Origin of the sequence: Mycobacterium gallinarum (assembly GCF_010726765.1) — a bacterium.
In the GTDB taxonomy this organism is placed as follows: domain Bacteria; phylum Actinomycetota; class Actinomycetes; order Mycobacteriales; family Mycobacteriaceae; genus Mycobacterium; species Mycobacterium gallinarum.
In genome coordinates this window covers 4733460-4758797 of the sequence record NZ_AP022601.1, presented here as the reverse complement: position 1 = coordinate 4758797, position 25338 = coordinate 4733460, and the positions used below count along the sequence as shown (strand labels likewise).

18 protein-coding genes and 1 pseudogene are annotated in these 25338 nt (G+C 67.2%); 8 read left to right on the top strand and 11 right to left on the bottom strand.

All coding sequences use genetic code 11. The features are described from left to right. Positions 1-3 precede the first annotated feature (3 nt). Positions 4-1227, bottom strand: coding sequence for an alpha/beta hydrolase (locus tag G6N42_RS23480; protein ID WP_163733594.1), 1224 nt, complete (start codon positions 1225-1227; stop codon positions 4-6). A 176-nt stretch (positions 1228-1403) separates the two neighbouring features. On the opposite strand from G6N42_RS23480, the gene G6N42_RS23475 reads away from it, so the two are divergent. Both G6N42_RS23475 and G6N42_RS23470 read left to right on the top strand, forming a co-directional pair. Further along, positions 1404-3584, top strand: coding sequence for an acyl-CoA dehydrogenase family protein (locus tag G6N42_RS23475; protein WP_163733592.1), 2181 nt, complete (start codon positions 1404-1406; stop codon positions 3582-3584). Positions 3585-3670: 86 nt separating this feature from the next. Next, entirely contained in the window at positions 3671-4585 is a 915-nt protein-coding gene (locus G6N42_RS23470; RefSeq protein WP_163733589.1) for an alpha/beta hydrolase, read from the top strand. On the opposite strand, the gene G6N42_RS23465 is transcribed toward G6N42_RS23470, so the two are convergent. From G6N42_RS23465 to G6N42_RS23455, 3 genes are read right to left on the bottom strand one after another with little or no spacing between them, the layout of a single operon-like run. Further along, the gene (locus G6N42_RS23465) at positions 4582-5883 is read right to left on the bottom strand and encodes an amidohydrolase family protein (RefSeq protein WP_163733586.1); all 1302 of its coding nucleotides are present in this window, start codon (positions 5881-5883) and stop codon (positions 4582-4584) included. The two genes, G6N42_RS23470 and G6N42_RS23465, sit on opposite strands and share 4 nt — an antisense overlap. Then, a complete protein-coding gene (locus G6N42_RS23460; protein ID WP_163733583.1) occupies positions 5877-6992 on the bottom strand; it encodes a CoA transferase in 1116 nt (371 codons plus the stop codon). Before G6N42_RS23460 ends, G6N42_RS23465 begins: the two co-directional genes overlap by 7 nt. Before the next feature lie 13 nt (positions 6993-7005). Next, on the bottom strand, positions 7006-7989 hold the full coding sequence (locus G6N42_RS23455) for a MaoC family dehydratase (RefSeq protein WP_174262143.1): 984 nt from the start codon (positions 7987-7989) through the stop codon (positions 7006-7008). Between the two features lie 29 nt (positions 7990-8018). On the opposite strand from G6N42_RS23455, the gene G6N42_RS23450 reads away from it, so the two are divergent. Then, the gene (locus G6N42_RS23450; RefSeq protein WP_163733576.1) at positions 8019-9176 is read left to right on the top strand and encodes an acyl-CoA dehydrogenase family protein; all 1158 of its coding nucleotides are present in this window, start codon (positions 8019-8021) and stop codon (positions 9174-9176) included. Beyond that, positions 9176-9904, top strand: a complete 729-nt coding sequence (locus G6N42_RS23445; RefSeq protein WP_163733574.1) for a GntR family transcriptional regulator — start codon at positions 9176-9178, stop codon at positions 9902-9904. The genes G6N42_RS23450 and G6N42_RS23445 overlap by 1 nt, the downstream gene beginning before the upstream one ends. A gap of 52 nt (positions 9905-9956) precedes the next feature. Here the strand turns inward: G6N42_RS23445 and G6N42_RS23440 are convergent, their stop codons facing one another. From G6N42_RS23440 to G6N42_RS23420, 5 genes are all read right to left on the bottom strand, one after another. Then, positions 9957-10841 (bottom strand): enoyl-CoA hydratase/isomerase family protein, encoded by an 885-nt coding sequence (locus tag G6N42_RS23440; RefSeq protein ID WP_163733571.1) that lies wholly within the window; start codon positions 10839-10841, stop codon positions 9957-9959. Next, on the bottom strand, positions 10838-12358 hold the full coding sequence (gene fadD4, locus G6N42_RS23435; protein WP_163733568.1) for a fatty-acid--CoA ligase FadD4: 1521 nt from the start codon (positions 12356-12358) through the stop codon (positions 10838-10840). The genes G6N42_RS23440 and fadD4 overlap by 4 nt, the downstream gene beginning before the upstream one ends. A 140-nt stretch (positions 12359-12498) precedes the next feature. Next, entirely contained in the window at positions 12499-14328 is a 1830-nt protein-coding gene (locus G6N42_RS23430; protein ID WP_163733565.1) for a phosphoenolpyruvate carboxykinase (GTP), read from the bottom strand. Between the two features lie 211 nt (positions 14329-14539). Further along, a complete protein-coding gene (locus tag G6N42_RS23425; protein ID WP_163733562.1) occupies positions 14540-16012 on the bottom strand; it encodes a hypothetical protein in 1473 nt (490 codons plus the stop codon). Continuing rightward, on the bottom strand, positions 16009-16989 hold the full coding sequence (locus G6N42_RS23420) for a tRNA modification GTPase (RefSeq protein WP_174262142.1): 981 nt from the start codon (positions 16987-16989) through the stop codon (positions 16009-16011). Before G6N42_RS23420 ends, G6N42_RS23425 begins: the two co-directional genes overlap by 4 nt. Before the next feature lie 203 nt (positions 16990-17192). Between G6N42_RS23420 and trmB the strand changes: the two genes are divergently transcribed. The 3 genes from trmB to G6N42_RS23405 are packed head-to-tail and all read left to right on the top strand — an operon-like array spanning position 17193 to position 22041. Then, the gene (trmB, locus tag G6N42_RS23415) at positions 17193-18029 is read left to right on the top strand and encodes a tRNA (guanosine(46)-N7)-methyltransferase TrmB (protein WP_163738042.1); all 837 of its coding nucleotides are present in this window, start codon (positions 17193-17195) and stop codon (positions 18027-18029) included. Further along, positions 18026-18709 carry an NYN domain-containing protein gene (locus G6N42_RS23410; protein ID WP_163733560.1) on the top strand — a complete coding sequence of 228 codons (684 nt, stop codon included), beginning with the start codon at positions 18026-18028 and terminating at the stop codon, positions 18707-18709. The genes trmB and G6N42_RS23410 overlap by 4 nt, the downstream gene beginning before the upstream one ends. 47 nt (positions 18710-18756) lie before the next feature. After that, on the top strand, positions 18757-22041 hold the full coding sequence (locus G6N42_RS23405; protein ID WP_163733557.1) for an MMPL family transporter: 3285 nt from the start codon (positions 18757-18759) through the stop codon (positions 22039-22041). A 57-nt stretch (positions 22042-22098) separates the two neighbouring features. Here the strand turns inward: G6N42_RS23405 and G6N42_RS23400 are convergent. Further along, a pseudogene (locus G6N42_RS23400) lies at positions 22099-22940 on the bottom strand (type IV toxin-antitoxin system AbiEi family antitoxin). Positions 22941-23032: 92 nt separating this feature from the next. After that, complete coding sequence (locus tag G6N42_RS23395; RefSeq protein WP_163733554.1) at positions 23033-24181, bottom strand: AI-2E family transporter; 1149 nt, start codon at positions 24179-24181, stop codon at positions 23033-23035. Positions 24182-24258: 77 nt separating this feature from the next. Here G6N42_RS23395 and G6N42_RS23390 point away from each other — a divergent pair, with 77 nt between their 5' ends. Then, the gene (locus G6N42_RS23390; protein ID WP_163733551.1) at positions 24259-25320 is read left to right on the top strand and encodes a lysylphosphatidylglycerol synthase transmembrane domain-containing protein; all 1062 of its coding nucleotides are present in this window, start codon (positions 24259-24261) and stop codon (positions 25318-25320) included. Positions 25321-25338 lie beyond the last annotated feature (18 nt).

The following is a 25338-nucleotide window of genomic DNA, read 5'->3' as shown; positions in this document are numbered from 1 at the left end:
CAGCTAGATGACCTTCTTCGCCCCGATCAGCGACCGGCTGCGGTGAATCTGGTTGAGGAACAACCCGATTGCGGTCGACATCGATCCCGTGCGAGCGCCGTCGATCATATCGAACGCATGCCCCGCGCCCGGCAGTTCGACGTAACCCACCACCGTTTGCGACACCGCGCGCATTTGCTCGACGAAGCTGCGCGCCTGCGCGACGGGGATGACGCTGTCGCCGGTGCCGTGGATGACCAGGAAGGGAGGTGCGTCGGAGTGCACGCGGGCAATCGGCGACGCCTTGCGGAAGACGTCGCGATGCTTGTCGAGCTTGCGCTTGACCACGACGCGTTCCAGGAAATCGACGAACCTGACCCGTTCGACAGTGGAGCGGTCCTCCCAGTCGTAACGGCCGTAGATCGGCACGACGGCGTCTACCGAGGTGTCGGAGCCCGCCGGAAGTTCGGCCTGCATCTCCGGATCGTTGGGGGTCAGGCCGGCCAGCGCCGCCAGGTGGCCGCCGGCCGAGGTGCCGCCGATCGTCACGAAGTTGCGGTCGCCGCCGAATTTGTCGACGTTGGCGCGCGCCCACGCGATCGCCGTCTTGACGTCGGTGATGTGCGACGGCCACGTGTGGTGTGGCGCCACTCGATAGTCGATGGACAGGCAGACCCAGCCGAGTTCGGCCAGGTGCGACATGAGCGCATAACCCTGCAGCAGCCGGCTGCCGTGTACCCAAGCGCCGCCCGGCACGAAGATGAACACGGGCGCGGGTTCGGCGGGCAGATCCTTGCGGCGCCACACGTCGAGAAGCTGAGACGGCCGCGGACCGTATTGCACTGACGTGCGGTGGACGTTGCGGCGCTGCTCCCGCATCTTCCACAGCGGGGGCACTTTCTCGGGTGCCGGCCATTCGATGTCAAGATCCTTGGCGTTGACGATGCCGCGCAGCGCCGTCGCGGTGACGTTCTGGGTGCTGTCGCGCTCGGCGCGCTTTTGCTCACCGCTGCCGGGGCTAAGCAAAGACTTCGCCGTCGCGTTCAGGAAGTCGGGGAGGTGGCGGTATCCCCAGACACTCATGGCGGTGGCAGCGCCAAGAGGCTCAAGATGTTTCCCGATGACGGGCAGGGACGCCGACGCCACGCTCATTGCCATGATGTAGTCCGAGGGCCCGGCGTTCAGCAACCACCGGGCACGTGTCCAGATCGTCGGTCCGGGGTACCGCGTGTCCGGTTGAGGAGACATTTCGCGACTGTACCCCGCTGGAGAGTTTCCAAACGACAACATTCGCCAGATGTCTAGCGATTGCACTCGAGACGTTATTTGTGACCCGGATCACGTAGACGCTGAGCTGCACCGGAGGGCTAGCGTGACATGACGAGCGTCATATGTAAGCCGAATGTGAATGAGGATTCCCCATCGTGAGTAAGTCAGCCCTGGCGATCACCGAAGAGCACACCGATCTTGCCGACGCGGCGTTTGGGCAGCTCAGCCGGGTGAAGAGCCGAGCCGCCGCTCGCTCGGCGCTCGAGGGCGGGCCCTCACATCCCGCCGACGTGTGGAAGGCGGCCGCCGACCTGGGCTGGACCGGCCTGGCGATCGCCGAGGAACACGGCGGGTCGGGCTTCGGGCTGTCCGAATTGGCGGTGGTCCTGGAGGCCCTGGGACACGAGCTGTGCCCCGGCCCGTTCCTGCCGAGCGTTGCCGCAGCCGTGGTCGTGGACCGCTGTGCATCGGATTCTCTTCGCGCACAATTACTTCCGGGGCTGGCCGACGGCACCACCATCGGTGCACTGGCCGTTTCAGGAAGTGTGACGATCGGTTCCGATCTGGTGGTGACCGGCGAGAGCCCCGCCGTGCTGGGCGCGCCCGACGCCGACGTGCTCGTCGTTGTCGCCGGTGAGGACGTTGTGGTGGTCGACGCTAGCCAGAAAGCGAAGGCGGACGGTGTCACCGTGACGGCGCTGGAGTCGCTGGATCCCACCAGAAGCCTCGGATCCGTCGCGCTGAGCGGCGTGAGTGTCGCCGACGACCGGGTGCTGCGCGGCGCCGCCCGCAAGGCACGCACGGTGTTCCGGATCCTGGCGTCGGCCGAGGCGGTCGGCGTCAGCTGGGCGACACTCGAGATGGCCGTCGAGTACGCCAAGGTGCGCGAGCAGTTCGGCCGCACGATCGGCACGTTCCAGGCCGTCAAGCACCATGCCGCCAACATGCTCGTCAACGCCGAGGAGACCACCGCGGCGACCTGGGATGCGGCGCGCGCCGACGATCTGGACACGGCGTGGTTCGCCGCCGCGGTCGCCGCGTCGCATGCGATCCGGACTCAGGTCTTCAACTCGCAGAACAACATTCAGCTGCACGGCGGTATCGGTTTCACCTGGGAGCATGATTCACATCTGTATCTGCGCCGCGCCCGCACCCTCGCCGCGTTGATGCAGGAGGCTGGCGATCCGCTGCTCGACGTCGTCGAGGGCCAGCGCAGCGGCCAGGCGCACGGCGCGTCGTTCACGTTGCCCGAGGACGCCGAGAAGTACCGCGAGCAGGCGCGCGAGGCCGTCGCGACGCTGCGCGGGCTGCCCACCGACCAGCAGCGCGACTTTCTCGTCGACTCCGGCTATCTGGTGCCGCACTGGCCCAAGCCGTGGGGCCGCGCCGCGGACGTGCTCGAGCAGTTGGTCATCGAGGAGGAGTTCGCCGGTGTCGACCGCCCGGACATGGGCATCACCGGGTGGGTGACGCTGACGATCTCGCAGGCGGGCACCGACGACCAGCGTGAGCGGTGGGTCGAGCCGGTACTGCGCGGTGAGGTCATGTGGTGCCAGCTGTTCTCCGAGCCCGGTGCGGGCAGCGACGCCGCGGCGGTGCGCACGTCGGCCAAGAAGGTCGACGGCGGGTGGCGGGTCACCGGACAGAAGGTGTGGACCAGCCTGGCGCACCTGTGTCAGTGGGGTCTGGCCACCGTGCGTACCGATCCCGACGCCCCCAAGCACGCCGGCGTCACCATGATGGCCATCGACATGAAATCCGAAGGCGTCACGGTCAATCCGCTGAAGGGCCTGACCGGTCACGCACACTTCAACGAGGTGTTCTTCGACGACGTCTTCGTGCCCGACGCGGACGTGGTCGGCGACGTGAACAAGGGCTGGCTGGTGGCCCGCGCGACGCTGGGCAACGAGCGCGTGTCGATCGGCGGCGGCTCGGGCGGCACGAGTGGCTTCTCCGCCGATGATCTGATCAAGCTGCTCGACAATGCGCCCGCCGAAACCGCCGCGTATTACGTGCGTCGTGCGGGTGAGGTGATCGCCGAGTCCCACACGCTGCGGCTGCTGAATCTGCGCCGGGTCACGCGCGCGATCGCCGGGTCCGAACCCGGCCCCGAGGGCAACGTCACCAAGCTGCTGGTCGCCGAGGCCGGCCAGCGGATGACCGAGCTGGGCCTGGAGTTGGCCGGCTCGGCGGCCATCGTCGGGCAGACGCCGACCCTGACGCTTTCCTACCTAGGCAATCGGGCCATGACCATCGCGGGCGGCACCTCCGAGATCACCCGCAACACGATCGCCGAGCGCATCCTGGGACTGCCCCGCGATCCGCTGCTGAAGTGACTCCACGCCGGTAATCGAGGTGGTCCGTGCGCTGTACCGCGGGCACCGCATCGCCGTCGAAACCACGCTGGCGTAATACTGGTTTGGTGGCAGGCGCCTTCAACCCTTCAGACTTCCATCCAGATCTGCGCCGCATCGCGCGTTTGGTCCCCAAGCAGGTGGTGACGCCGGTGACGCTGCCGGCCATTCGGTTGGTCACCCGCAAGATGTGGCGCCGCGTCCCGAAGGACGTCGAGGCGCTGACCCTGCCGTCGGGTGTCGGGGTGCGGCTGTATCGGCCGTCCGGCGCTGTTCATCCCGGACCCGCGCTGGTGTGGATCCACGGCGGCGGCTACGTCATCGGCCATCCCGGCCAGGACGACCAGCTGTGCCGACGCTACGCCCAGCGTCTCGGCGCCACGGTCGCCTCGGTGGATTACCGACTGGCCCCCGAGCACCCGTATCCGGCCCCGCTCGAGGACTGCTACGCGGCACTGAACTGGTTGGCCGGACTTCCGACGGTCGACGCGAACCGGGTCGCGATCGGCGGTGCCAGCGCGGGCGGCGGACTCGCGGCGGCGCTGGCGCTGCTCGCCCGCGATCGCGGTGACATCGCAGTGGCCGCCCAATTGCTGGTCTACCCGATGCTCGACGACCGCACTGTTGGCCGTGACGTACAGGAGCATCCGGGCCTGCGGCTGTGGAACCGCCAGAACAACAGGTTCGGGTGGGCGGCCTACCTGGGCGACGCCGACCGCGACATCGCCGTGCCCGCACGCCGGACCGATCTGAGCGGCCTACCGCCGGCGTGGATGGGTGTCGGAACGCTCGACCTGTTCCACGACGAGGACCTCGCGTATGCCGAGCGACTGAAGGCAGCCGGCGTGCCGTGTGACGTGCAGATCGTCAAAGGTGCGTTCCACGGATTCGACGGAATCGTCCCGAAAGCCGCAGTGTCGCAAGCATTTTTCAACAGTCAGTGCACCATGCTGCAGCGACTGCTCGCGCCGGCGGCCGCCTAGCCCCCGCTCACCACGGTCCCGGCGATGACCGTGGCAGCGACGAGACCGGAGTCGAGCTCTTTCAGCACCTCGTGCGGTTTAGCGCCCAGCACGCACAGGTCGCCCGGCTGACCCGGCGCGATCCGGCGCGGCACCGTCGGCGCGTCGGCCGCACCGAAGAACATCGTCAGCGCGTCGCGCGGCGCCACGCGTTCGTCGGTCCCGAGTACCGCGCCTCCACCGGTGGTGCGAAAGACCGCCGCGCGCATCGCCTTCCATGGGTCGTCATGACCGAACGGCATGTCAGTCGAGAGCGCCACCGGCACCTTGGCGGCCAACAGCGAAGCCACCCGCCACAGCTCGTGATGCTCGGCGACGGGCACGTCGTCCAGATACTGGTCACCTCGCTCGGCGACGAAGTTGGGCTGTGTCACGACGGTCACGCCAACGTCGACGACGTCGGCCACACTGCCCTCGGGCACCACCGCGGCATGTTCGATGCGGTCGTGCGGATGACTGCCCGCCGCACGCAGTGCCGCCAGGGTGATCACCAGTTGCGCAGCGGTGACGCAGTGCACCGCGACCGGCGCGTCATCGGCGTGCCGCTGCGAGATCCAATCGGTCAGGTCCCCGAGATCGAGGTCGGTGTCGTGCAGTATGCGCTTGCCCGGCGCCAGGCAGTGCACCCGCTGACGCAGTTCGCCGCGACGGTGGGCGTCCAGGAGTTTGACGACATCTTCGACCTCTAGATCCGGTGTCGCATCGGTGACACCGGTCACCCCGTAGGCGGTCAACCGTGTGCTGACGTCGGCGAGCCCGATTTCGTTGCGCTGCAACGTGTCCGACCACGTGTGGTCGGAACTGCGCAGCCGCCCGTCCGGGTGATCGGTGAGTCCGACTCGTGCCAAGCCCGCCGAGTTCAGCGTCCACAGGACGCCGCTGCGGTGCTGGACCCTGACCGGTACCGGCGGCGAGACGTCGTCCAAGGTGGCTCTGTCCAGCGGCCCGGCGACTGCCTCGTGATACCCAACGGCCCTGACCCAGCCGTCATCGCCGACATCGGCGGCCGCGAGTACCCGCGCCAAGTCGGTGCGGGTGTGCACTTCGGCCGGCCCCACCCGGACCGACGTCAATGCCGCTGCGGCCGAACGGAGGTGGACGTGATGGTCGTGCAAGCCGGGGATCACCGTGCCGCCCCCGGCGTCGTATACCTGCTCGCCGGGTAGGGTCTCGAGCCGCGGCTCGACCGCGATGATCCGGTCCTCCACGCGGATGTCGACGACACCCCCGTCGAGGAGTGCCGCACGTTGAATCAGCATGCGGCAGAATGCTTGTCGACGATCAACTGTTCCACGATCCCGTTGTCCGCACCCAACTCCGACGCCTTGGTGGACAGCTGTGGCGTCGCACTGCAACGGGTCTCGCCGGCATTCGGCAGTTCGGCGTAGGTCGCGGCGACGGCCGACATCGAGAACTCGATCAGCTCACCGCCGCCCCTGCGCAACGACTGCGCCACCGCCAACGCCGCTTCCAGACCGGTCAGCGGGTCGGCGATCGCGTCACCGCAGAAGACCGGCGAATCGTCACCACCGCAGACCAACCCGCCGGAGACGGCCGCATCGTCACCGAAGGCGACCCAGTTGGCGTGCTCCTCCCTGGTGCCGTGGCCGGTGATCCTCAGCCAGACTTTGCCGTCTCGCGGACCGATCGCCACCGGTCCGAGTCCACGGCGGTTCAATGCCGCCGCGCGCGACGACTCGATCACGACATCGGCGGCGGCAAGCAGGGCCCGCAATCCGGTGGGATCGTCGAAATCCGCCAGATACGAGAGCTTTCCACCGTTCATCCAGTCGAAGAACGCCGGCGCTCCCGCGCGTGCCCCATCGGGGCGCGATACGCTTTCGACCTTCACGACGGTCGCACCAGCACGCGCGAGCAGTTGTCCGCAGAGCGGGCCAGCCCACATCGCGGACAGGTCGGCGACCAGGAGTCGCGAGGGGCTGCGGGCTATGGTCGCCGCGCCGAACGGGTAGATGCGCGGCGCTTCGGCGGGCGTCTCGCCGAGCGCGGCGGCCGGAAGCCCAAGCAGGCGAGCGCGTTCGGTGATCTCGGCGCTGTCGCGTTCGATGATCCAGCGGTGCACCGCGGGCCAGACGTCATCGCCGACGGCATCCGCCTCTATCAGTGCGGGCACCGTGTCGACGTCATCGGGACGCGACAGCGTCAGCGCACACCACCCGTCGCGGCTTGGCATCAGATGCGTCGCCCCACCGGCGGAGACTCGGCCCTGCGGTGTGTGGCCGAGTAACCCTGCGCGGCCCGCGATCATGACGTCGGCGTCAACCTCGGTGTCGGTGAGGGTGCGAAAACCGTTGGCGACACGGCGAGCCCGCGACACCACTCCAACGGGGACCGCCAACGACGTCACAGCCCTATTGTGCTCAGAACTGCAGAGCAGTAAAGCGCCAGTCCAGTACCTGCTGGTCAGGCTCACCGACCGCATAGACCACGGACCGCAACTCGAGAACACCGCCGCGACCGTCGGGCAGCGGCACCGCGCCCTCGACATGCAGTTCGCTGTAGAGCGTGTCGCCCTCATGTACCGGTGCGGTGTGTTCACAGGACTGCCAGCCCGACACCGTCACCAAGTTGGGCAACAGCCGACTGGCTTGCGCCAACGCCAATCCGATGGTGTGCCCGCCATACACCAGCCGTTGGCCGCTGCCTCGCCAATCATGATGGGTGGCCGCGATATTCAGCGTCAGCCGCGCGAGTTCGGGTGCACTGCTGACGACGTCGGCGCTGCTGTGCAGCACGGCGCCGGCAAGCTCCGCATCGAAATGTGCTCCAGGTACCTTGGCGCGGTAGGCGTCGGCATTCCAGTCAGCCGTCGGGTCGGGCACCGGCGCCTGATCGAGGCCGATCACCGACATGTCATCGGCATGGCCGGTGTCGGGTGCCTTCTCGCTGAGCGGCAACATCGCGCAGCGGTGGAAGTCGAGGACCAGTCGGCCGACGTCGTCGACGGTCGTCATCCGCAACGCCGCGAGACCGGTCGGAGCACGGCCGGGCTTCATCGAGTTCTGTTTCAGCCCAACGACTTCGGTGCGGGTGAACAATGTGTCACCAATGACCGGGTAGCGTTGGAACGTCAGCCCGCGGTAGAACAGGTTGGCCGTGACCCGCTGCGTCACCAGCGTCGTCTGCCCGATCGCCACGTCGCACACGAGCGCCGGATGGGCCAACGGCGCGGGGGCGCCGGTGACGGCCGTCGACAGTTCGGCATCGAGGGCGAGGCGCAGACGGTCGCCGATGATCGACTGGTGCACGGCCGCGGCGCCGGCGGTCAATGTCATCGATGGTGCGGCGTCGAAGACCTGGCCGACCTCCAGATCGTCGAAGTATGGGCCGGTCACGGCAGCCATGTTGGCATTAGGCCGCACAAAGTGTCAATATGGCCGTACAAATGTTGACGCAAGAAGAAGCCATGCTGGTGGAGACGGTGCGGGCCTTCGTGGACCGTGACGTCAAACCCGCCGTCCGGGAGACCGAACACGCCAACGAGTACCCGCAGGCGTGGATCGATCAGATGAAGCGGATCGGTATCTACGGTCTGGCCATCCCCGAGTCGTACGGCGGTTCCCCGGTGTCGATGCCGTGCTACGTCGAGGTCACCCAGGAACTCTCGCGGGGCTGGATGAGTCTGGCCGGCGCGATGGGCGGGCACACCGTGGTCGCGAAGCTGCTGGGGCTGTTCGGCACCGAGGAGCAGAAGCAGCGGTATCTGCCGCCGATGGCGACCGGTGAGTTGAGGGCGACGATGGCGCTCACCGAGCCCGGCGGCGGGTCGGATCTGCAGAACATGAGCACCGTCGCGGCCACCGAGGGCTCCGATCTGGTCATCAACGGGTCCAAGACCTGGATCAGCAACGCTCGTCGCTCCGGCCTGATCGCCCTGCTGTGCAAGACCGATCCGACCGCGACGCCGAAGCACAAAGGCATCTCGGTGGTGCTGGTCGAGCACGGCGACGGTCTGACGGTGTCACGGGATCTGCCGAAGCTGGGTTACAAGGGCGTCGAGTCCTGCGAATTGACCTTCGCCGACTATCGCCTGCCCGCGACCGCGATCCTCGGCGGCGAGCCCGGGAAGGGCTTCGCGCAGATGATGAAAGGCCTCGAAACAGGCCGTATTCAGGTCGCGTCACGCGCACTCGGTGTGGCCACCGCGGCACTCGAGGACGCGCTGAAGTACGCCCAGGAGCGCGAGAGCTTCGGCCAGCCGATCTGGAAACACCAGTCGATCGGCAACTACCTGGCCGACATGGCGACCAAGCTGACTGCCGCACGGCAGCTGACGCTGTATGCCGCGCAGCGCTACGACAGCGGCGAACGGTGCGATATGGAGGCCGGGATGGCGAAGCTGTTCGCCTCCGAGGTGGCGATGGAGATTGCGCTGAACGCCGTCCGGATCCATGGCGGCTACGGCTATTCGACCGAGTTCGACGTCGAGCGGTACTTCCGCGATGCACCACTGATGATCGTCGGTGAGGGAACGAACGAGATTCAGCGCAATGTGATCGCCGCCCAACTGGTTGCCCGCGGCGGCATCTAGTGCGATCAGCGCCCGCGTACCAGACCCTGCGCGAGCAACTTCGCGACGATATCGCAGCGGGTCGGTACAGCGACGGCTCTCGATTGCCCACCGAATCCGAACTGGTCGAGCGCCATGGCCTTTCACGGCAGACGGTGCGACGGGCGTTCCAGGATCTGGTCGCCGAAGGCGTGGTGTACCGGGTGCCGGGGCGCGGCACGTACGCCAGCGAGACCGGGCAACGCTATCTGCGGCAGCTCGGCTCGATCGAAGACCTGATGAGCCTGTCGGACGACACCACGATGGAAGTGCTCACCGGGCTGCGCAGGCGGGTGGACCTGCACGCCGCCAGCCGGTTGCGGCTCGACGACGACGTCGTCTATTCGGTGGTGTTCCGGCGGCTGCACGACGGTGTGCCGTTCGTTATGACGACTGTGCACCTGGTTCCCGCGGTCGCCCATGCGGTGCTGTCGTCGCCCGAACTCCGAGACGGTGCTGTCGGCACCCAGACCGTGATCGGCATCCTCGAGCCGCATCTGATCCAGCCGATCACCGAAGCGGCGCAGTCGATTACGGTCGCCCCTGCCGAGCTTGCCGTCGCGGAGGCGGTGTCGTGCGAACCCGGCCATCCCATGCTGCGGGTGGACCGGCTCTACTCCGACGCGAGCCACCACCCCGTCGAGTTGTCCGTCAGCCACTTCCTGCCCGAGCAGTACACCTATCGGGTGACGTTGCGTCGGTCGGGCTAGTTTGTGATTTCGGCGCGCTGATCAACCGCTGCGGTGCGTTTGCGCGCCGAATTCACAGGATTTCGTCGATCAGGCCCCACTGCAGCGCGGTCGGCGCATCGATGGTCTGCCCGCTCAGCACCAGATAGGCCGTCCGCCAGCGCCCGATCCTGCGGGCAATGCTGACGGTGCCGCCCGCTCCGGGAATCAGCCCCAGGCTCAGCTCCGGCAGACCGAAGACCGCATCCGGGCGCGACCGGACCCAGCCGCAGAAGGCGGCCATCTCCAACCCGCTGCCCAGTACCTGACCGTGCACCTCGGCGCGGCAGTGCGTGCCCAACCTGGCCGTCAATTCATCGAGCACCAGCGCCGGGCTGTGCCGGGTGCGGGCGAGATGGGCACTGGCCGGATCGTCGAACGTGCCGAACTCGGCGAGATCGCCGCCGCTGCAGAACGACGGACCATTGCCCGACAGCACGACATCGGTGACCGATGGATCGAGGCGAGCCACCTCGAGTGCTTCCAGTAGCGCCGCCCGCGCGTCGGTCGAGAAGGCGTTGTGCCGCTGCCCCCGGTTGAACCGCACGTAGAGGCTGTCCTCGACGCGCTCAGCCTGTACCGGGTCCGGCAGATTCGCTGGTCGCGCCGGTCCCCGCTCCCCCAGCCAGCGCGCGAATTCGGGTCCGGACTGCAGCGTCGAGTAGGCGAGCGATTCGGTGACGACGCCGGCGAACGCGGGCGCGCCGGGGTCGAACGCACGTAGTACATCGCTGCAGATCGCGGCGGCCTGCGGCCAGCGCAGGCAACGCGCACGCAAGTCGTCGAGAACGTCGGGTATCGAGCCGACGGTCACGGCGCGGCGATCGTCGGCGTCCTGCTCGGTCAGTGTGAAAGTCGCGTCCTCCGATGGGAATCCGATCGCGACGACCACACCCGAGGCGAGTTCCACCTGCTTCACGAGTACTTCTTTATCAGCTCCTGCTTGAACATCTTGCCGGTTTCGGTGCGCGGCAGCTGCGCCTCGAAGGAGATCGACCGCGGACACTTGTAGTGCGCCAGCCGCTCGCGCAGCCAGGTCAGTAGCTCGTCACCGAACGCCTCGCTCGCGTCGGCGGGGTCGACCGTCTGGACGACGCCCTTGACGCTCTGGCCCATCTCGTCGTCGGGGATGCCGAACACGGCCGCGTCGAGCACCTTCGGGTGGGTGATCAACATGTTCTCCGCTTCCTGCGGATAGATGTTGACGCCACCGGAGATGATCATGTGGTGCTTGCGGTCGGTGAGGAACATGTAGCCCTCGTCGTCGACGTAACCGACGTCGCCGACTGTCACCCAGCCGTGCCTGTCTCGTGACTCGGCGGTCTTCTCAGGATCCTTGTGATAGACGAACGGCACGACGCCCAGGTCGAAGTAGATCTGCCCCGCCTGACCGGGCGGGACGTCGTTGCCCTCGTCATCGAGGACGTGCGCCACACCGAGCAGCGGCTTGCCAACGGAGCCAGGGCGTTTCAGCCATTCCTCGGCGGAGATGAAGGTGATGCCCGCGCCTTCGGATGACGAGTAGTACTCGTCGACGATCGGGCCCCACCAGTCGATCATCTGTTTCTTGATGTCGACGGGGCACGGTGCGGCGGCGTGCACCACGCGGTGCAGGCTCGACAGATCGTACGAATTGCGTACGTCCTCAGGGAGTTTGAGCATCCGCACGAACATCGCCGGGACGAACTGGCCGCTGGTCACTCGGTACCGCTGGATGGCGTCCAGCGCCGATTCCGGGTCGAACTTCGACATGATCACCGTCGTCACGCCCATCGCCTGCGCGCTCATCGACCAGAGACACGGCGCCGTGTGGTACAGCGGCGCCGGACTCAGGTATACGGACTCCGGGCTCATCTGGATGGCCATCAGCAGCGCGGACACCAGGTTCGGTGCGTCGGCAGGTTTGGCGTGGGTGAGCTCTCGGCGAATTCCCTTGGGACGGCCCGTCGTTCCCGACGAGTACTGCAGCAGATCGCCCTCGATCTCGTCGTCGATGGGTGTGCTCGGCCGGTCCGCCACACACTCCGGGTAGCGCTGCCAGCCGTCGAGGTCGTCGTCGGCGATCAGCAGCAGGTCCGGCAGTGCGCCCAGCTCGGCCAACCCTTCGCAGACCTTGCGCGTCGCACGCGATCCGAGCATGGCCTTCGCGCCGCTGTTGTCGATGATGTAGGCCACCTCGGGCGGGGTGAGGTGGGTGCTGATCACGGTGTAGTACAGGCCGCTGCGGCGCGCGGCCCACATCGCCGTCGGCAGATGCTCGTTGTTCTCCATGAGCACCGCGACGGTGTCACCTTCGACCAGGCCGGCCTCGCGGAAGTGGTGAGCCAGCCGGTTGGCCCGCTCCTCCAGCTCCTTGAATGTGACGATCGTTCCGGCCGGATGGATGATGACGGCCGGCCTGTCGGGGGTGGCCTCGGCATGCTCGCGAATCTGCATGCGCCGACTCTACGACGTGGGATCTTGACAGGTGTCAAGTGGGTCCGGTGGGCCCACAGCGCATGGGCCCACACGCAAGTAGGGGACTGGGGAACGCGAAAGCCCCCGCCGGCGAGCGGGGGCTTCAGCGCAGAAACGAACTACTCGGCTTCGGCGAGGCGATGCTTGAGGGCGTCGAACTCGTCCTTGATGCCGGTGGGCAGCTTCTCGCCGACGAACTCGAACCACTCCTCGATCAGCGGCACCTCTTGCCGCCACTCATCGGCGTTCACCGCGAGCGCCAGGTCGACGTCAGCAGCATCGACATCGAGGCCCTCGAGGTCCATGTCCGCGGCGGTCGGCACGATGCCGATCGGCGTGCTCTTACCGTCGGCCTTGTGCTCGATGCGCTCGATGGCCCACTTGAGCACGCGGCTGTTCTCACCGAAGCCCGGCCACAGGAAGCGGCCGTCGTCGGCACGGCGGAACCAGTTGACGAAGAACACCTTCGGCATCTTGGACTCGTCGGCGTTCTTGCCGATGTTGATCCAGTGCTGGAAGTAGTCACCCACGTTGTAGCCGAGGAACGGCAACATCGCCATCGGGTCGCGACGCACGGTGCCGACCTTGCCCTCTGCGGCGGCCGTCTGCTCGGAGCCGAGCGTGGCGCCGATGAACACACCGTGCTGCCAGTCGCGGGCCTCGGTGATCAGCGGCACCGTCGTCTTGCGGCGGCCACCGAACAGGATCGCCGAGATCGGCACACCCTGCGGATCGTCCCACTCGGGCGCCAGCGTCGGGCACTGCGAGATCGGGGTGCAGTAGCGGGAGTTCGGGTGGGCCGCCTTGGTTTCCGTCTCACGCAGAATCCAGTCGTTGCCCTTCCAGTCGATCAGGTGGTCGGGTTCGCCTTCCAGGCCTTCCCACCACACGTCGTTGTCGTCGGTCAGCGCGACGTTGGTGAAGACGGTGTTGCCCGCCTCGATCGTCTTCATCGCATTGGGGTTCGAGTCCCAGTTGGTGCCCGGCGCGACGCCGAAGAAGCCGAACTCCGGATTGACGGCGTACAGCCGGCCGTCCTTGCCGAACCGCATCCAGGCGATGTCGTCGCCGACGGTCTCTGCGCGCCAGCCGGGGATCGTCGGCTGCAGCATCGCCAGGTTGGTCTTGCCGCATGCCGACGGGAACGCCGCGGCGATGAAGTACGCCTTGTTCTCCGGCGAGATCAGCTTGAGGATCAGCATGTGCTCGGCCAGCCAGCCCTCGTCGTGGGCCATCGCCGACGCGATACGCAGCGAGTAGCACTTCTTGCCGAGCAGCGCGTTGCCGCCGTAACCCGAGCCGTAGCTCCAGATCTCGCGGGTCTCGGGGAAGTGGGTGATGTATTTCGTGTCGTTGCAGGGCCACGGCACGTCGGCCTGGCCGGCTTCCAGCGGCGCACCGACCGAGTGCAGACATTTGACGAAGAAGCCGTCGGTGCCCATCTTGTCCAGCGCCGCCTGGCCCATCCGGGTCATCGTGCGCATCGAGAGCACGACGTACTCCGAGTCGGTGAGCTCCACGCCGAGCTTGGGGTCTTCGGCGCCGAGCGGGCCCATGCAGAACGGCACCACGTACATGGTGCGGCCGCGCATGCAACCGCGGTACAGGTCCGTCATGATGCCGCGCATCTCGGTCGGGTCCATCCAGTTGTTGGTCGGACCCGCGTCGACCTCGCGCTCGCTGCAGATGTAGGTGCGCGACTCGACGCGCGCCACGTCGGACGGATCCGACAGCGCAAGATACGAGTTCGGCTTCTTCTTGTCGTCGAGCTTCCTGAAGGTGCCAGCCTCGACGAGTTGCGCCGTCAGCTTCGCAGCCTCTTCCTCGGACCCGTCGGCAAACACGACCCGGTCGGGCTGCGTGAGTTCGGCGACCTCCTGGACCCAGGCGAGCAGCCCCTCATGCTTCGTCGGTGCGGTGTCCAGACCTGGAATGGTCGCTGCGGTCATTGTGTGTCTCCTGCAATCTTGCTGCGTATGCGTTTCTGCCAGGACCCGGGACTGAGGAGCGTGTACCAATAAAAGACAGCGCGTCTCGGTCGTCCCTGTAATACAGAGGTTAACGCGGGTGACATACCCGCGGTAAATCGGATCTATGTCCGATCACTCACAGGAACGATTCAGAAGGCCCGCTCAGAAGGTATGTGCGCGGTGTATCGATTCAGCTCGTCGCGGTTTTTCCGTATAGCTCGGCCCGGACGGCGTCCACAGCCGCCAGCAGCGGGGGCAGCCGGCGGTCCCTGGCCTTAGCCGCCTTGGCCGTCTGCAGCGCGTGGTCGCGCAGTTCGGCGTCGATCTCGGCAACCCGACCGGCGGCGGTGGCGCCCTCCACCTCGTCGCGATGGGCGAGCTCGGAGGTAAGCGCCGTCTCGGCGACCAGGACCCGAGTGGCAACCCGTTCCTCCACCGCGGACCGCAACACGTTGACGGCGTCGCTGATCCAGCGGTCAAGCACCCCTCGATCGTGCAGCAGCCCGCGAATGCCGACCACCCACACCGTCAGCACCAGCCCGACGATGCCTCCTGCCGCAAGTCCCGCGACGGTCATCCCGGGTGCCAGCCCGGCGAACAGCCGGGTCACCACGAGCGCCACCCCAAGCCCGAAGCCGGCGCCCAGGATCATCATCAACTGGGTTTCCTGCCGACGCGACGTGAGTGGCGGTGCGGGGATCTCCGGTGTGGACGGCGATGCGGCGGCCGGCGGCACAGGTAGGCCCACCTCCGTCGCCACGTCCGTCAGCTGATCGGTGATGCCCTCCTCCACCTCGTCGACGACCTCGTGCATGCGGGCCCGCACACGCGATTCGAACGCGCCGATCTTGAGGCGGGTCAACTGTGCGGCGTCCTCGGCCAGTTCACTGCGCACGGACGTGCAGCGGTTACGGGCGAAGTGCCCCAGCTGCACACGGGCCTGCTGCAGTTGGCTGCGCAGCGCGATCGCGCGTTCGGACTTCGACAGCCGTCGGCGGCTCAGGATGTCGTCGCGCTTGGAGTGCAGTGCGCTCACCCGGGCCCGCCGGTCCGTTCCGTCACCGTCGGCCCGGTAGTGTGCGATGTCACCCAGCAGTCGGGTTTCCCACGCGCGCAGCCTGTTTCGGCGCGCGACATCGGGATCGGACAGCCGCTGCCGTAGCAGGCCGACGAGCTCGTCGATGCGGGGCGGACCCAGATCGGGGGCGGCCGCGGCACCCACCCACTGCACCTGGGCGTAGTTCGGCGCGCGTTGCGTCAGCAACTCACGATTTGCAGCCAGTACCTCGCGCCAGTGGCGGTGCGCATCGATCTTCGACACCACACCAATCACCAGGTCGGTGTGCCTGCTGGCCAAATCGATCAGCGCACAGTCGGATTCCGTCATCGGCGCGATCGCGGACACGGTGAAAACGACCGCCGCCGGAGCGTGCGCCGGGTGCAGGTCTTCGGATTCGACGAACGTGTGCTCGGGCAGCTGTTCTCGCAACGTTGCGATCAGGCTGGTGGTGCCGGCCAGCCACGGGCCCACCACCAACACGACGTCGCGGCCCTGAACACCGGGCGACGTCAGACCCGGTTCGATCGCGGCAACCACGGCGTCGGCCGCGGCGATCGGATCGCTGCGCTCCCCGGCCTGTGTATCGGTGCTCTCGCTGGTCACCGAGACCGCCCGAGCAAACGCAGAGAGCCTCGGCAGATATCGGCCGAATACCTCCGATGCGCGGCGTGGACCGGGCCGCAGCCGTACCGCCGCCAGTGCACGGCACGCCTGCGATGCGCGGCGGAATCGTCACCACGGTCGACGTGCATGCCGTCGGCCTCCACCGCCTCCACGGCGGCGCCCATCACGGCCAGCACCACGTCGTCGGTGACGAGGAAATCAGCTAGCTGTTGATCGCCGGCTCGCATTGCAAGCGAGCATAATTCGTCGATCCCCGCGCGGACCCGCCGATACCGGATCGCCGCGCCGGACGCCGTCACCTGCGCGACCGCCTCATCGATCCGGCTTGTTCGGCGCAGCAACACCCGGACTGCTGCGAGGTCGGCGCCGCCTTCGACGGCCAGCACCGCGTGGGCGATACCGAACCGGTCCAGCGCGTCGAGCAGGCGATTCCTGATCTCCGATGACAGCGGATGCTCGGAGTGCACGAAGGCGTCGGTCGACGTGAGGTTCGCGGGGGCATCCACCAGCGTCTGCAATGCGGTCATCAGTTCGTCGTCCAGCTCGGCGCGGGCCAGCAGACCCACCACCGGCACGGTGGGCGCATCCGTCAGCGCGCGCAGGGCGGTGGCATGGCGCTGCGCGGTCGCCATGGGCCCGGCGTCACCGAACGCGCTCAGATCCGCCTTGTTCAAGATGACCACCGTCGGCCGGTCCGAACGGTTCGCCACGATCAGATCCTCTGGCTTGAGGGTTTCGGCGACGACGAGCACCGTGATGTCGGCGACGTCCGCCGTCACCGCAACGCCCGCGTCGGCCAGCGCGGCCGCCACCGTGCTCCGCCCGACACCACGACGACCGCACACGGCAACGCGTACCGGCGCACCGGACCGCCGAATGATCGGCGCCAACCGCGGATTGCGACTCTGCTCAGCGAATTGCGTCAAGACGTCAACGAAAATCTCAGCAGCCTCCATGTTCCCCACGGAATTCCACGGTCGGTGGCCCCGCTCCCCACCCACGATGCTGGCATCTCCACAGGCATGTCGCGAGCGGTAGTTGTGGCGGTTGGGGGTAAACCGGCAGCCCGCAGTCGAGGCCTAGCAGTCGAAGGCAACTGTTGGGTATCAATCTGTACCACGATGCGGGTACTCCCCCCTTTGTGAGCGACCATGGACGGATGCTTTCGGGTAGCGGGGGTGTGGGACTGCCGGCTCAGCCGGCCCCTGCCGAACTGCCGGCTCAGCCGGCCCCTGCCGAACTGCCGGCTCAGCCAGCCCCTGCCGAACTGCCGGCTCAGCCGGCGGATGTCGGGGCACCACCCCCGTCACATCTGCATCCCCGGGTGACCAGCTTCAGAACCCGCCGGACGACGCTGAGCAGTGCACAGCAGGCCACGTGGGACCGGCTCTGGCCTGAGTTGGGCATGCACGCCCGCGACGGCGACGGCCCGGTTCCCGCGTTGGACATCGAGGCGTGGTTCGGGCGCACGGCGCCGATCGTCGTCGAGATCGGCTGCGGAGCGGGCACCTCGACACTGGCGATGGCCCAGGCAGAACCGGACATCGATGTGGTTGCCGTCGAGGTCTACCGTCGCGGGCTGGCACAACTGCTGTCCGGTATCGACCGGGAACGCGTCCGTAATATCCGCCTGGTCCGCGGCGACGGCGTCGACGTCCTGCAGTACATGTTCGGGGCGGACTCGCTGACCGGGGTGCGGGTCTTCTTCCCCGACCCGTGGCCCAAGGCGCGCCACCACAAGCGCAGGCTGCTGCAGCCCGCGACCATGGCGCTGATCGCCGACCGGTTGCGGCCCGGCGGTGTGCTGCACGCCGCGACGGACCACATGGGTTACGCCGAACACATCGCCGAGGTGGGTGACGCCGAACCGCGGTTGCGCCGCGTGGGCGCCGAGGACGCCCTTCCCATATCGGTCGATCGGCCGGTGACGAAGTACGAGCGCAAGGCTCTCGCCGGCCCCGTCGTGACCGAACTGCTCTGGGAGAAGGCCGAATGAGCCTCACCGAAGACATGACACAGATCGCTGAGGTGTCCGACACACCCGCTGCGACCGGCCGGGTGCTGCTGGTCTGGGATGCGCCGAACCTGGACATGGGCCTCGGCTCGATCCTCGGCGGTCGCCCCACCGCGGCACACCGGCCCCGGTTCGACGCGCTGGGACGCTGGCTGCTGTCGCGCACAGCCGAGCTGTCGGCCACGCGGCCCGATGTCTCGCTGGAGCCCGAAGCGACGGTGTTCACGAACATCGCCCCTGGTAGCGCCGATGTGGTTCGACCTTGGGTGGAGGCATTGCGTAACGTCGGTTTCGCGGTGTTCGCGAAGCCGAAGATCGATGAGGACAGTGACGTCGACATCGACATGCTCAATCACATCGCGCTTCGCAGGAGTGAGGGACTGGCCGGTGTGCTGGTGGCTTCGGCCGACGGTCAGGCGTTCAAACAGCCGTTGGAGGAAATCGCCCGCGACGGCGTGCCTGTGCAGGTGCTCGGATTTCGCGAACATGCGAGCTGGGCGCTAGCGTCGGATACCTTGGTGTTCGTCGACCTGGAGGACATTCCTGGTGTTTTCCGGGAGCCATTGCCGCGGATCGGCCTCGATTCGCTGCCCGAACAGGGGGCTTGGCTGCAGCCGTTCCGGCCGCTGTCATCGCTACTGACCTCGCGCGTCAACAACTGAACCGCGCGACGTCGCGCCTTGAAGATTTGTAAGTGTTAGGAGCTTAGGTGTTCGCCTGGTGGGGTCGGATGGTGTACCGGTTTCGGTACTCCGTCATCGGCGTCATGGTTGCACTGTGTCTCGGTGGCGGCGTGTTCGGCATCAGTCTGGGCGAGAACGTCACGCAGAGCGGCTTCTATGACGAGGGCAGCCAGTCTGTCCATGCCTCGGTAACCGCCGACGAGGCTTACGGGCGTGACCGAACGAGCCACGTGGTGGCGATACTCACGCCGCCCGACGGCAAGAAGGTCGACGACCCCGAGTGGATGAAGAAGGTCACCGACGAGCTCAACCAGCTCGTCGCCGACCACGAGGACAAGATGGTCGGCTGGGTGGGCTGGCTGCGTGCCCCCAACAGCGACGACCCGACGGTCCAGCAGATGAAGACGTCGGACATGTCGACGACGTTCATCAGCGTCCCGCTCAAGGGCGATGACGACGACACGATCCTGAAGAACTACCAGGCGATCGAGCCCGACCTGCGCGAGGTCAACGACGGCAACATCCAGCTCGCCGGCCTGCAACCGCTGGCCAGCGAGCTCACCGGCACCATCGGCGAGGACCAGAAGCGCGCCGAGGTGGCCGCCATCCCGCTGGTCTGTGTCGTGCTGTTCTTCGTCTTCGGCGGCGTGGTCGCGGCCGCCCTTCCGGGCATCATCGGTGGTCTGACCATCGCGGGCGCACTTGGCATCATGCGGCTGCTCGCCGAGTTCATGCCGGTGCACTTCTTCGCCCAACCCGTGGTCACGCTCATGGGTCTCGGTATCGCGGTCGACTACGGCCTCTTCATGGTGAGCCGGTTCCGCGAGGAGATCGCCGAGGGCTACGACACCGAGGCTGCCGTACGCCGCTCGGTGATGACGTCGGGGCGCACCATCATGTTCTCGGCGGTCATCCTCGTGGCGTCCTCGGTGCCGCTGTTGCTGTTCCCGCAGGGCTTCCTGAAGTCGATCACCTACGCGATCATCGCGTCGGTCATGCTCGCGGCGATCCTGTCGATCACCGTGCTGCCGGCCGCGCTCGCCATTCTCGGCTCACGGGTCGACGCCCTCGGCGTGCGCTGGCTGATGAAGTTCGCCGAGCCGGACACCATCAGGTCCGACCCGGGCAACCCGCGCACCAATACGTTCGCGATCGCCTCGATCCCGACCGGCCTGCTGCTCCCGCCGGTGGGTATCGCGCTCGGACATTTGGCGCGCAAGCGCATCAGGGAGACCGGTGAGCAGGGCGCGCAGTTTGCGCTCATCGGCCTCACGCTCGGTTACATCACCCTGCTGGGCGGTCTCGCCTACGCCATCTCGGCTTCGAAGGACACCCTCGGCACCGCCCTCTACTGGGTGTTGATGGGCATCGTCATCTTCGTCGCCGTGGTTGTCTTCGGCGTCGTGCTCGCGCGCTATGTCCCGCTGGCCCGCACCCCGATCGTGTGGTGGCTGAATTGGCTCGCCGAGAAGACGCAGAAGACCAAGACGCGCGCCGAGGTCGAGAAGGGCTTCTGGGGCAAGCTCGTCAACGTCGTGATGAAGCGGCCCGTCGCCTTCGCCGCACCCATCGCGATCGCCATGATCGTGCTCGTCATCCCGCTGGGGCAGCTGGCGCTCGGCGGCATCAGCGAGAAGTACCTGCCGCCCGACAACTCGGTCCGCTCGGCGCAGGAGAACTTCGACAAGACCTTCCCCGGATTCCGCACCGAACCGCTGACGTTGGTGATCGAGAACACCGACGGCCAGCCGGTCACCGACCAGCAGGTCGCAGAGATCCGCAGTAAGGCCATGACGGTCCCCGGGTTCATCGAGCCCGATGGCGATCCCGCCAAGATGTGGCAGGCCCGCGGCGGGGAGTCCACCGATCCGTCCGTGCGCGTCATCCAGAACGGCTTGATCGACCGCAACGACGCCGCGAAGAAGGTCGACGAGCTGCGCTCGATCTCCCCGCCTCGTGGACTCACGATCTCCGTCGGCGGTACCCCCGCGCTGGAGCAGGACAGCATCCACGCCCTGTTCGACAAGCTGCCGTTGATGGTGACCATCCTGATCGTCACCACGACCATCCTGATGTTCCTGGCATTCGGTTCGGTGGTGTTGCCGATCAAGGCCGCGGTGATGAGCGCGCTCACGCTCGGCTCCACGATGGGCGTGCTGACGTGGATGTTCGTCGACGGCCACGGCTCCGGCCTGATGAACTACACACCACAGCCGCTGATGGCTCCGATGATCGGTCTGATCATCGCGGTGATCTGGGGTCTGTCCACCGACTACGAGGTATTCCTGGTGTCCCGAATGGTGGAGGCCCGCGAACGTGGCATGTCCACCGCCGAGGCGATCCGCATCGGTACAGCCACCACGGGCCGGCTGATCACCGGCGCCGCACTGGTTCTCGCGGTCGTCGCGGGTGCGTTCGTGTTCTCCGACCTCGTGATGATGAAGTACCTCGCGTTCGGCCTGCTGATCGCCCTGCTGCTAGACGCCACCATCGTCCGTATGTTCCTCGTGCCCGCGATCATGAAGCTGCTCGGCGACGACTGCTGGTGGGCGCCGCGCTGGATGAAACGGATCCAGGAACGCCTCGGCCTCGGTGAGACCGAGCTGCCCGACGAGCGCAGGCGGCCCGCGGTGCGCGAATCCGTCGAGAACCCCGAAGCTCTGGTGGGTGCCGGCGCACCGGCGCCCGCCCGTCCCCGCCCGCCGCACGATCCCACACATCCGGCGGCCGAGGGCGCATCGCGTCCCGGCGCTGCCAGCCGGGCCGCCGCGCCGCCACGGACGAATGCGCCATCGAGCACGGGGACGACGCGCATGCCGGCCGGACGCCCGCAGGCAGACGAACCGCAGACCACGCGCCTGTCGACCGCACGGGACGCGGTACGCAACGCCGTGCACAATGCCGCGTCCGCCACCCGCGGGGCCGCCGGTCCCCCGCCCCCGCGGGAAGAACGCGAGATCGAGTCGTGGCTCGGCGAACTGCGCGGCACCGGCGCGCCTGCCGGTCAGCCGGCGCCGCCGCCCAGCAGAAGGCCGGCCACCGAGGCACGGGGCCGCCCGTCGACCGCGTCCACCCGCAAGATGCCGGGTGCGGCCGCACCGGAAAGCCAGGGTCCGGTGCCCCCGCCGCAAGGCAGGGCGCAGCCTCAAGCGCAGCCCGACGACGCAGCGACGACCGCGATTCCCGCTCAACGCGCCGAGGATTCAGACACCGCCACCGAGAAGCTCAACGCCGCCGCCGAAGAGCAGCCGAAGCGGCGTGGCGGCGGAGTGAGCGCCGCGGATCTGCTGCGCCGCGAAGGGCGGATGTAGGGCGCGTCGGCGTGTGTAACCCCAGGGCGCGATTTCGCCTGAAATCTCGCCGTTCGGTTACACCCCGCGACGCGCGAAGGCGGTGGCGACCCGGCCGATGACGGCACCTTCGGTGTCCCGTTTGGTGACTCGTACGACGAGCCAGCCAAGGCCGGTGAGATCGTCATGCCGTCTGATGCCTTTGTTGAACACCTCGGGGTCGCTCCTGTGGTGGTCGCCTTCGTACTCGGCCGCCACCTTGATGTCCTCCCAGCCCATGTCGAGTTCGGCGACGAGTGTGCCGTAACCGTCGTACACGGGTATTTGTGTTGTGGGGCGGGGAAATTCGTTGCGGATGAGAACCAGGCGTAGCCACGTTTCCCGCGGCGATTCCGCGCCCGCGTCGACGAGTTCCAAAGGTTGCGTGCCTTCGGGATGCCGTGGCGGCCGCGATACCGATCGGCCAACAACTCGACATCGGCCATCTTCACGCGGGTCGCCCGGGCGAGCACGTCGATCGCGGCGACCGCCGAGTCGACCGGGTAACGACACGCGAGGTCGAGGGCGGTTCTCGCCGGATTGGTCACCTGCATACCGTCGACAACGCAGATCTCGTCGCTCTCGATGGAGTCAGCCCACGCGGTGACGCCTTCAGCACGCCTGCGATTGGTGTCGATGATCGCTGCGGGCGAGCTCGCGTCGATCCACCGCGCGCCATGCAACGCAGATGCCGACAGGCCAGCAAGAACGCCACGGCGTCGGGACCTCAGCCAAGCCGCCTTGGCCCGACTGACGGGGGTGACCGGCGTGTTCTTGTCCAGGTATAGGTCCTTGTGCAGCGCGATGAAATCGCGGCGCAGCGCGTGGCGCGTCAGCGCTCCGGCAGCCGTCGCTGCACTGCCCACAAAAGGTTGATTCATGGCCGGATTCTGCACAGGGACGCTGACATCCCCGCGTGTGTAACCCCAGGGCGCGATTCCGCTGTAAATCTCGCCGTCCGGTTACACCAGATCTAGTCCTTGCCGCTGTCCCCGATGTCATCCGGGGTCGCCTGGATGACGGCTTCGTCCCCGGTGGCCTGCGCGGCCTCCTCCGCCGCGGGATCCCTGGCGAGCAGCACCCTCGCCGCACTGTTGAGGAAGGCGACCGCGGGCACCGCGAGTAGTGCCCCGACGATGCCCGCCGTGATGCCACCCGCGGCGATGGCCAGCACGACAGCCAGCGGATGGATCGACACCGCACGACCCATCACCAGCGGCTGCAACACATGCCCCTCGAGCTGCTGGACGGCGATGATCAGGCCGAGGGTGATGAGTGCATAGATCAAGCCTTTGGCGATCAGCGCGACGATGACGGCCAGAAATCCGGCGACCACCGCACCGACCAGGGGGATGAACGCACCGAGAAACACCAACGACGCCAACGGAAGTGCCAGCGGAATGCCCATGATGGCCAGGCCGGTGCCGATACCCACCGCGTCGACGAGCGCCACCAGGAACGTCGCGCGCACATAGCCGATGAGCGACCGGAACCCCGCCCGGCCGGCCTCATGGACGCGCGGCTGCACGTTCTCGGGGAAGATCTTCGTAAGGAACCCGAAGATGTTGCGGCCACCGTGCAGCAGGAAGATCAGGGTGAAAAGCACGAGCAGCGCGCCGGTGACGATTTCGGTGAGTGTGCCCGCCGTCGACAGCGCGCCGCTGGTCACCTTCTCCTGGTTGTCACGCAGCGCCTCGAGGGCGGTCTCGCGGGCCTGCTTGATCTGGTCGCCGCCGACATGCAGCGGGCCGCTGGACAGCCAGTTACCCAGACCCTCGATGCTCTGGCCGACCTGCTCGGCAAGGTCGGGCAAACCCTCGACGAACTGGCTGACGACGAAAGTGAGGATGCCGCCTACGACCGCGATACCAGACAGCAGCATCAATGCGACCGCGACGCCACGCGGAACGCCAAGGCGATCAAGGAAGTCGACCGCGGGCAACAGCAGCGCCGCCACCATCGTCGCCAGGGCGACCGGCACGACGATCAACTCGAGACGCTGGACCACCCAGAGCACCGCGACGACCGCGGCCCCGATGACCAGCAGCCGCCACGACCACGCCGCGGCCTTACGGACCAGCGGGCTGACCGCCTGGTCTGCGTCAGATAGACCCGCGGACATCCCGCCAGCGTAACGGCCCGCCCCGCGCAGACCCGGTATCTCGGGAAACCGCCACCTCACGCTTTACCCTGTAGGGCGTGTCGCACGACGCGCCGGCGCGCGAGTCCCGCGGTCAGGACCGCCCCGCGCGCGGCAAGTACTGGTGGCTGCGGTGGGCGATCATCGCCGTGGCCGTCGTCGTGCTGTCCGTCGAACTGACGCTGGTACGCGACCAGCTCGCCAACGCCTGGCGCAGCCTGTACTCCGCGAACTGGTGGTGGGTGCTGGCCGCGGTGGGCGCGGCGATGGCGTCGATGCACTTCTTCGGAGACATTCAGCGCAAGCTGCTGCGCTCGGCGTGCGTGCCCGTACACCAATGGCGCTCGCAGGCGGCGTTCTACGCGGGCAACTCGCTGAGCACCACGTTGCCCGGCGGCCCCGTGCTGTCGGCGACGTTCATCTACCGCCAGCAGCGCAGGTGGGGCGCCAGCCCGGTGATCGCGTCATGGCAGTTGGTGATGTCGGGTGCACTGCAAGTCATCAGCCTGACGCTGCTCGGGATCGGTAGCGCCTTCTTCCTTGGCGCGAAACACAATCCGTTCTCGTTGATCTTCACCCTCGCCGGGTTCATCATGTTGATCGTGCTGGCCCAGGCCGTCGCGTCGCGGCCGGACCTGCTCGACGGTATCGGTGTGCGAGTGCTGTCGTGGGTCAACTATGTGCGCGCCAAACCGGCGGACAAAGGGCTTGCCAAGTGGCGCGAAACCCTGGCCCAGCTCGAGTCGGTGAACCTGACCAGGCGCCAGCTCGGCGTGGCGTTCGTGTGGTCGATGATGACGCTCGTCACCGGTGTGGGCACGCTGCTCTTCGCGTGCTTCGCCGCAGGCGGAAAGCCGTCGCTGCTCGGTGTCGTGGTCGCCTACGTCGCCGCCCGCGCCGTCGGATCGATCCCGCTGATGCCCGGTGGACTACTGGTGGTCGAGGCGGTGCTGGTGCCGGGCCTGGTCTCCAGCGGAATGACCTTGGCCTCAGCGATTTCCGCCATGCTCATCTATCGGATGGTCAGCTGGATCTTCATCGCCGCCATCGGCTGGGTGGTGTTCTTCTTCATGTTCCGCACCGAGGCCGAGCTCGATCCCGACGCCGAACCCGACTCGTAGAAGGTAGTCACCTCGCCC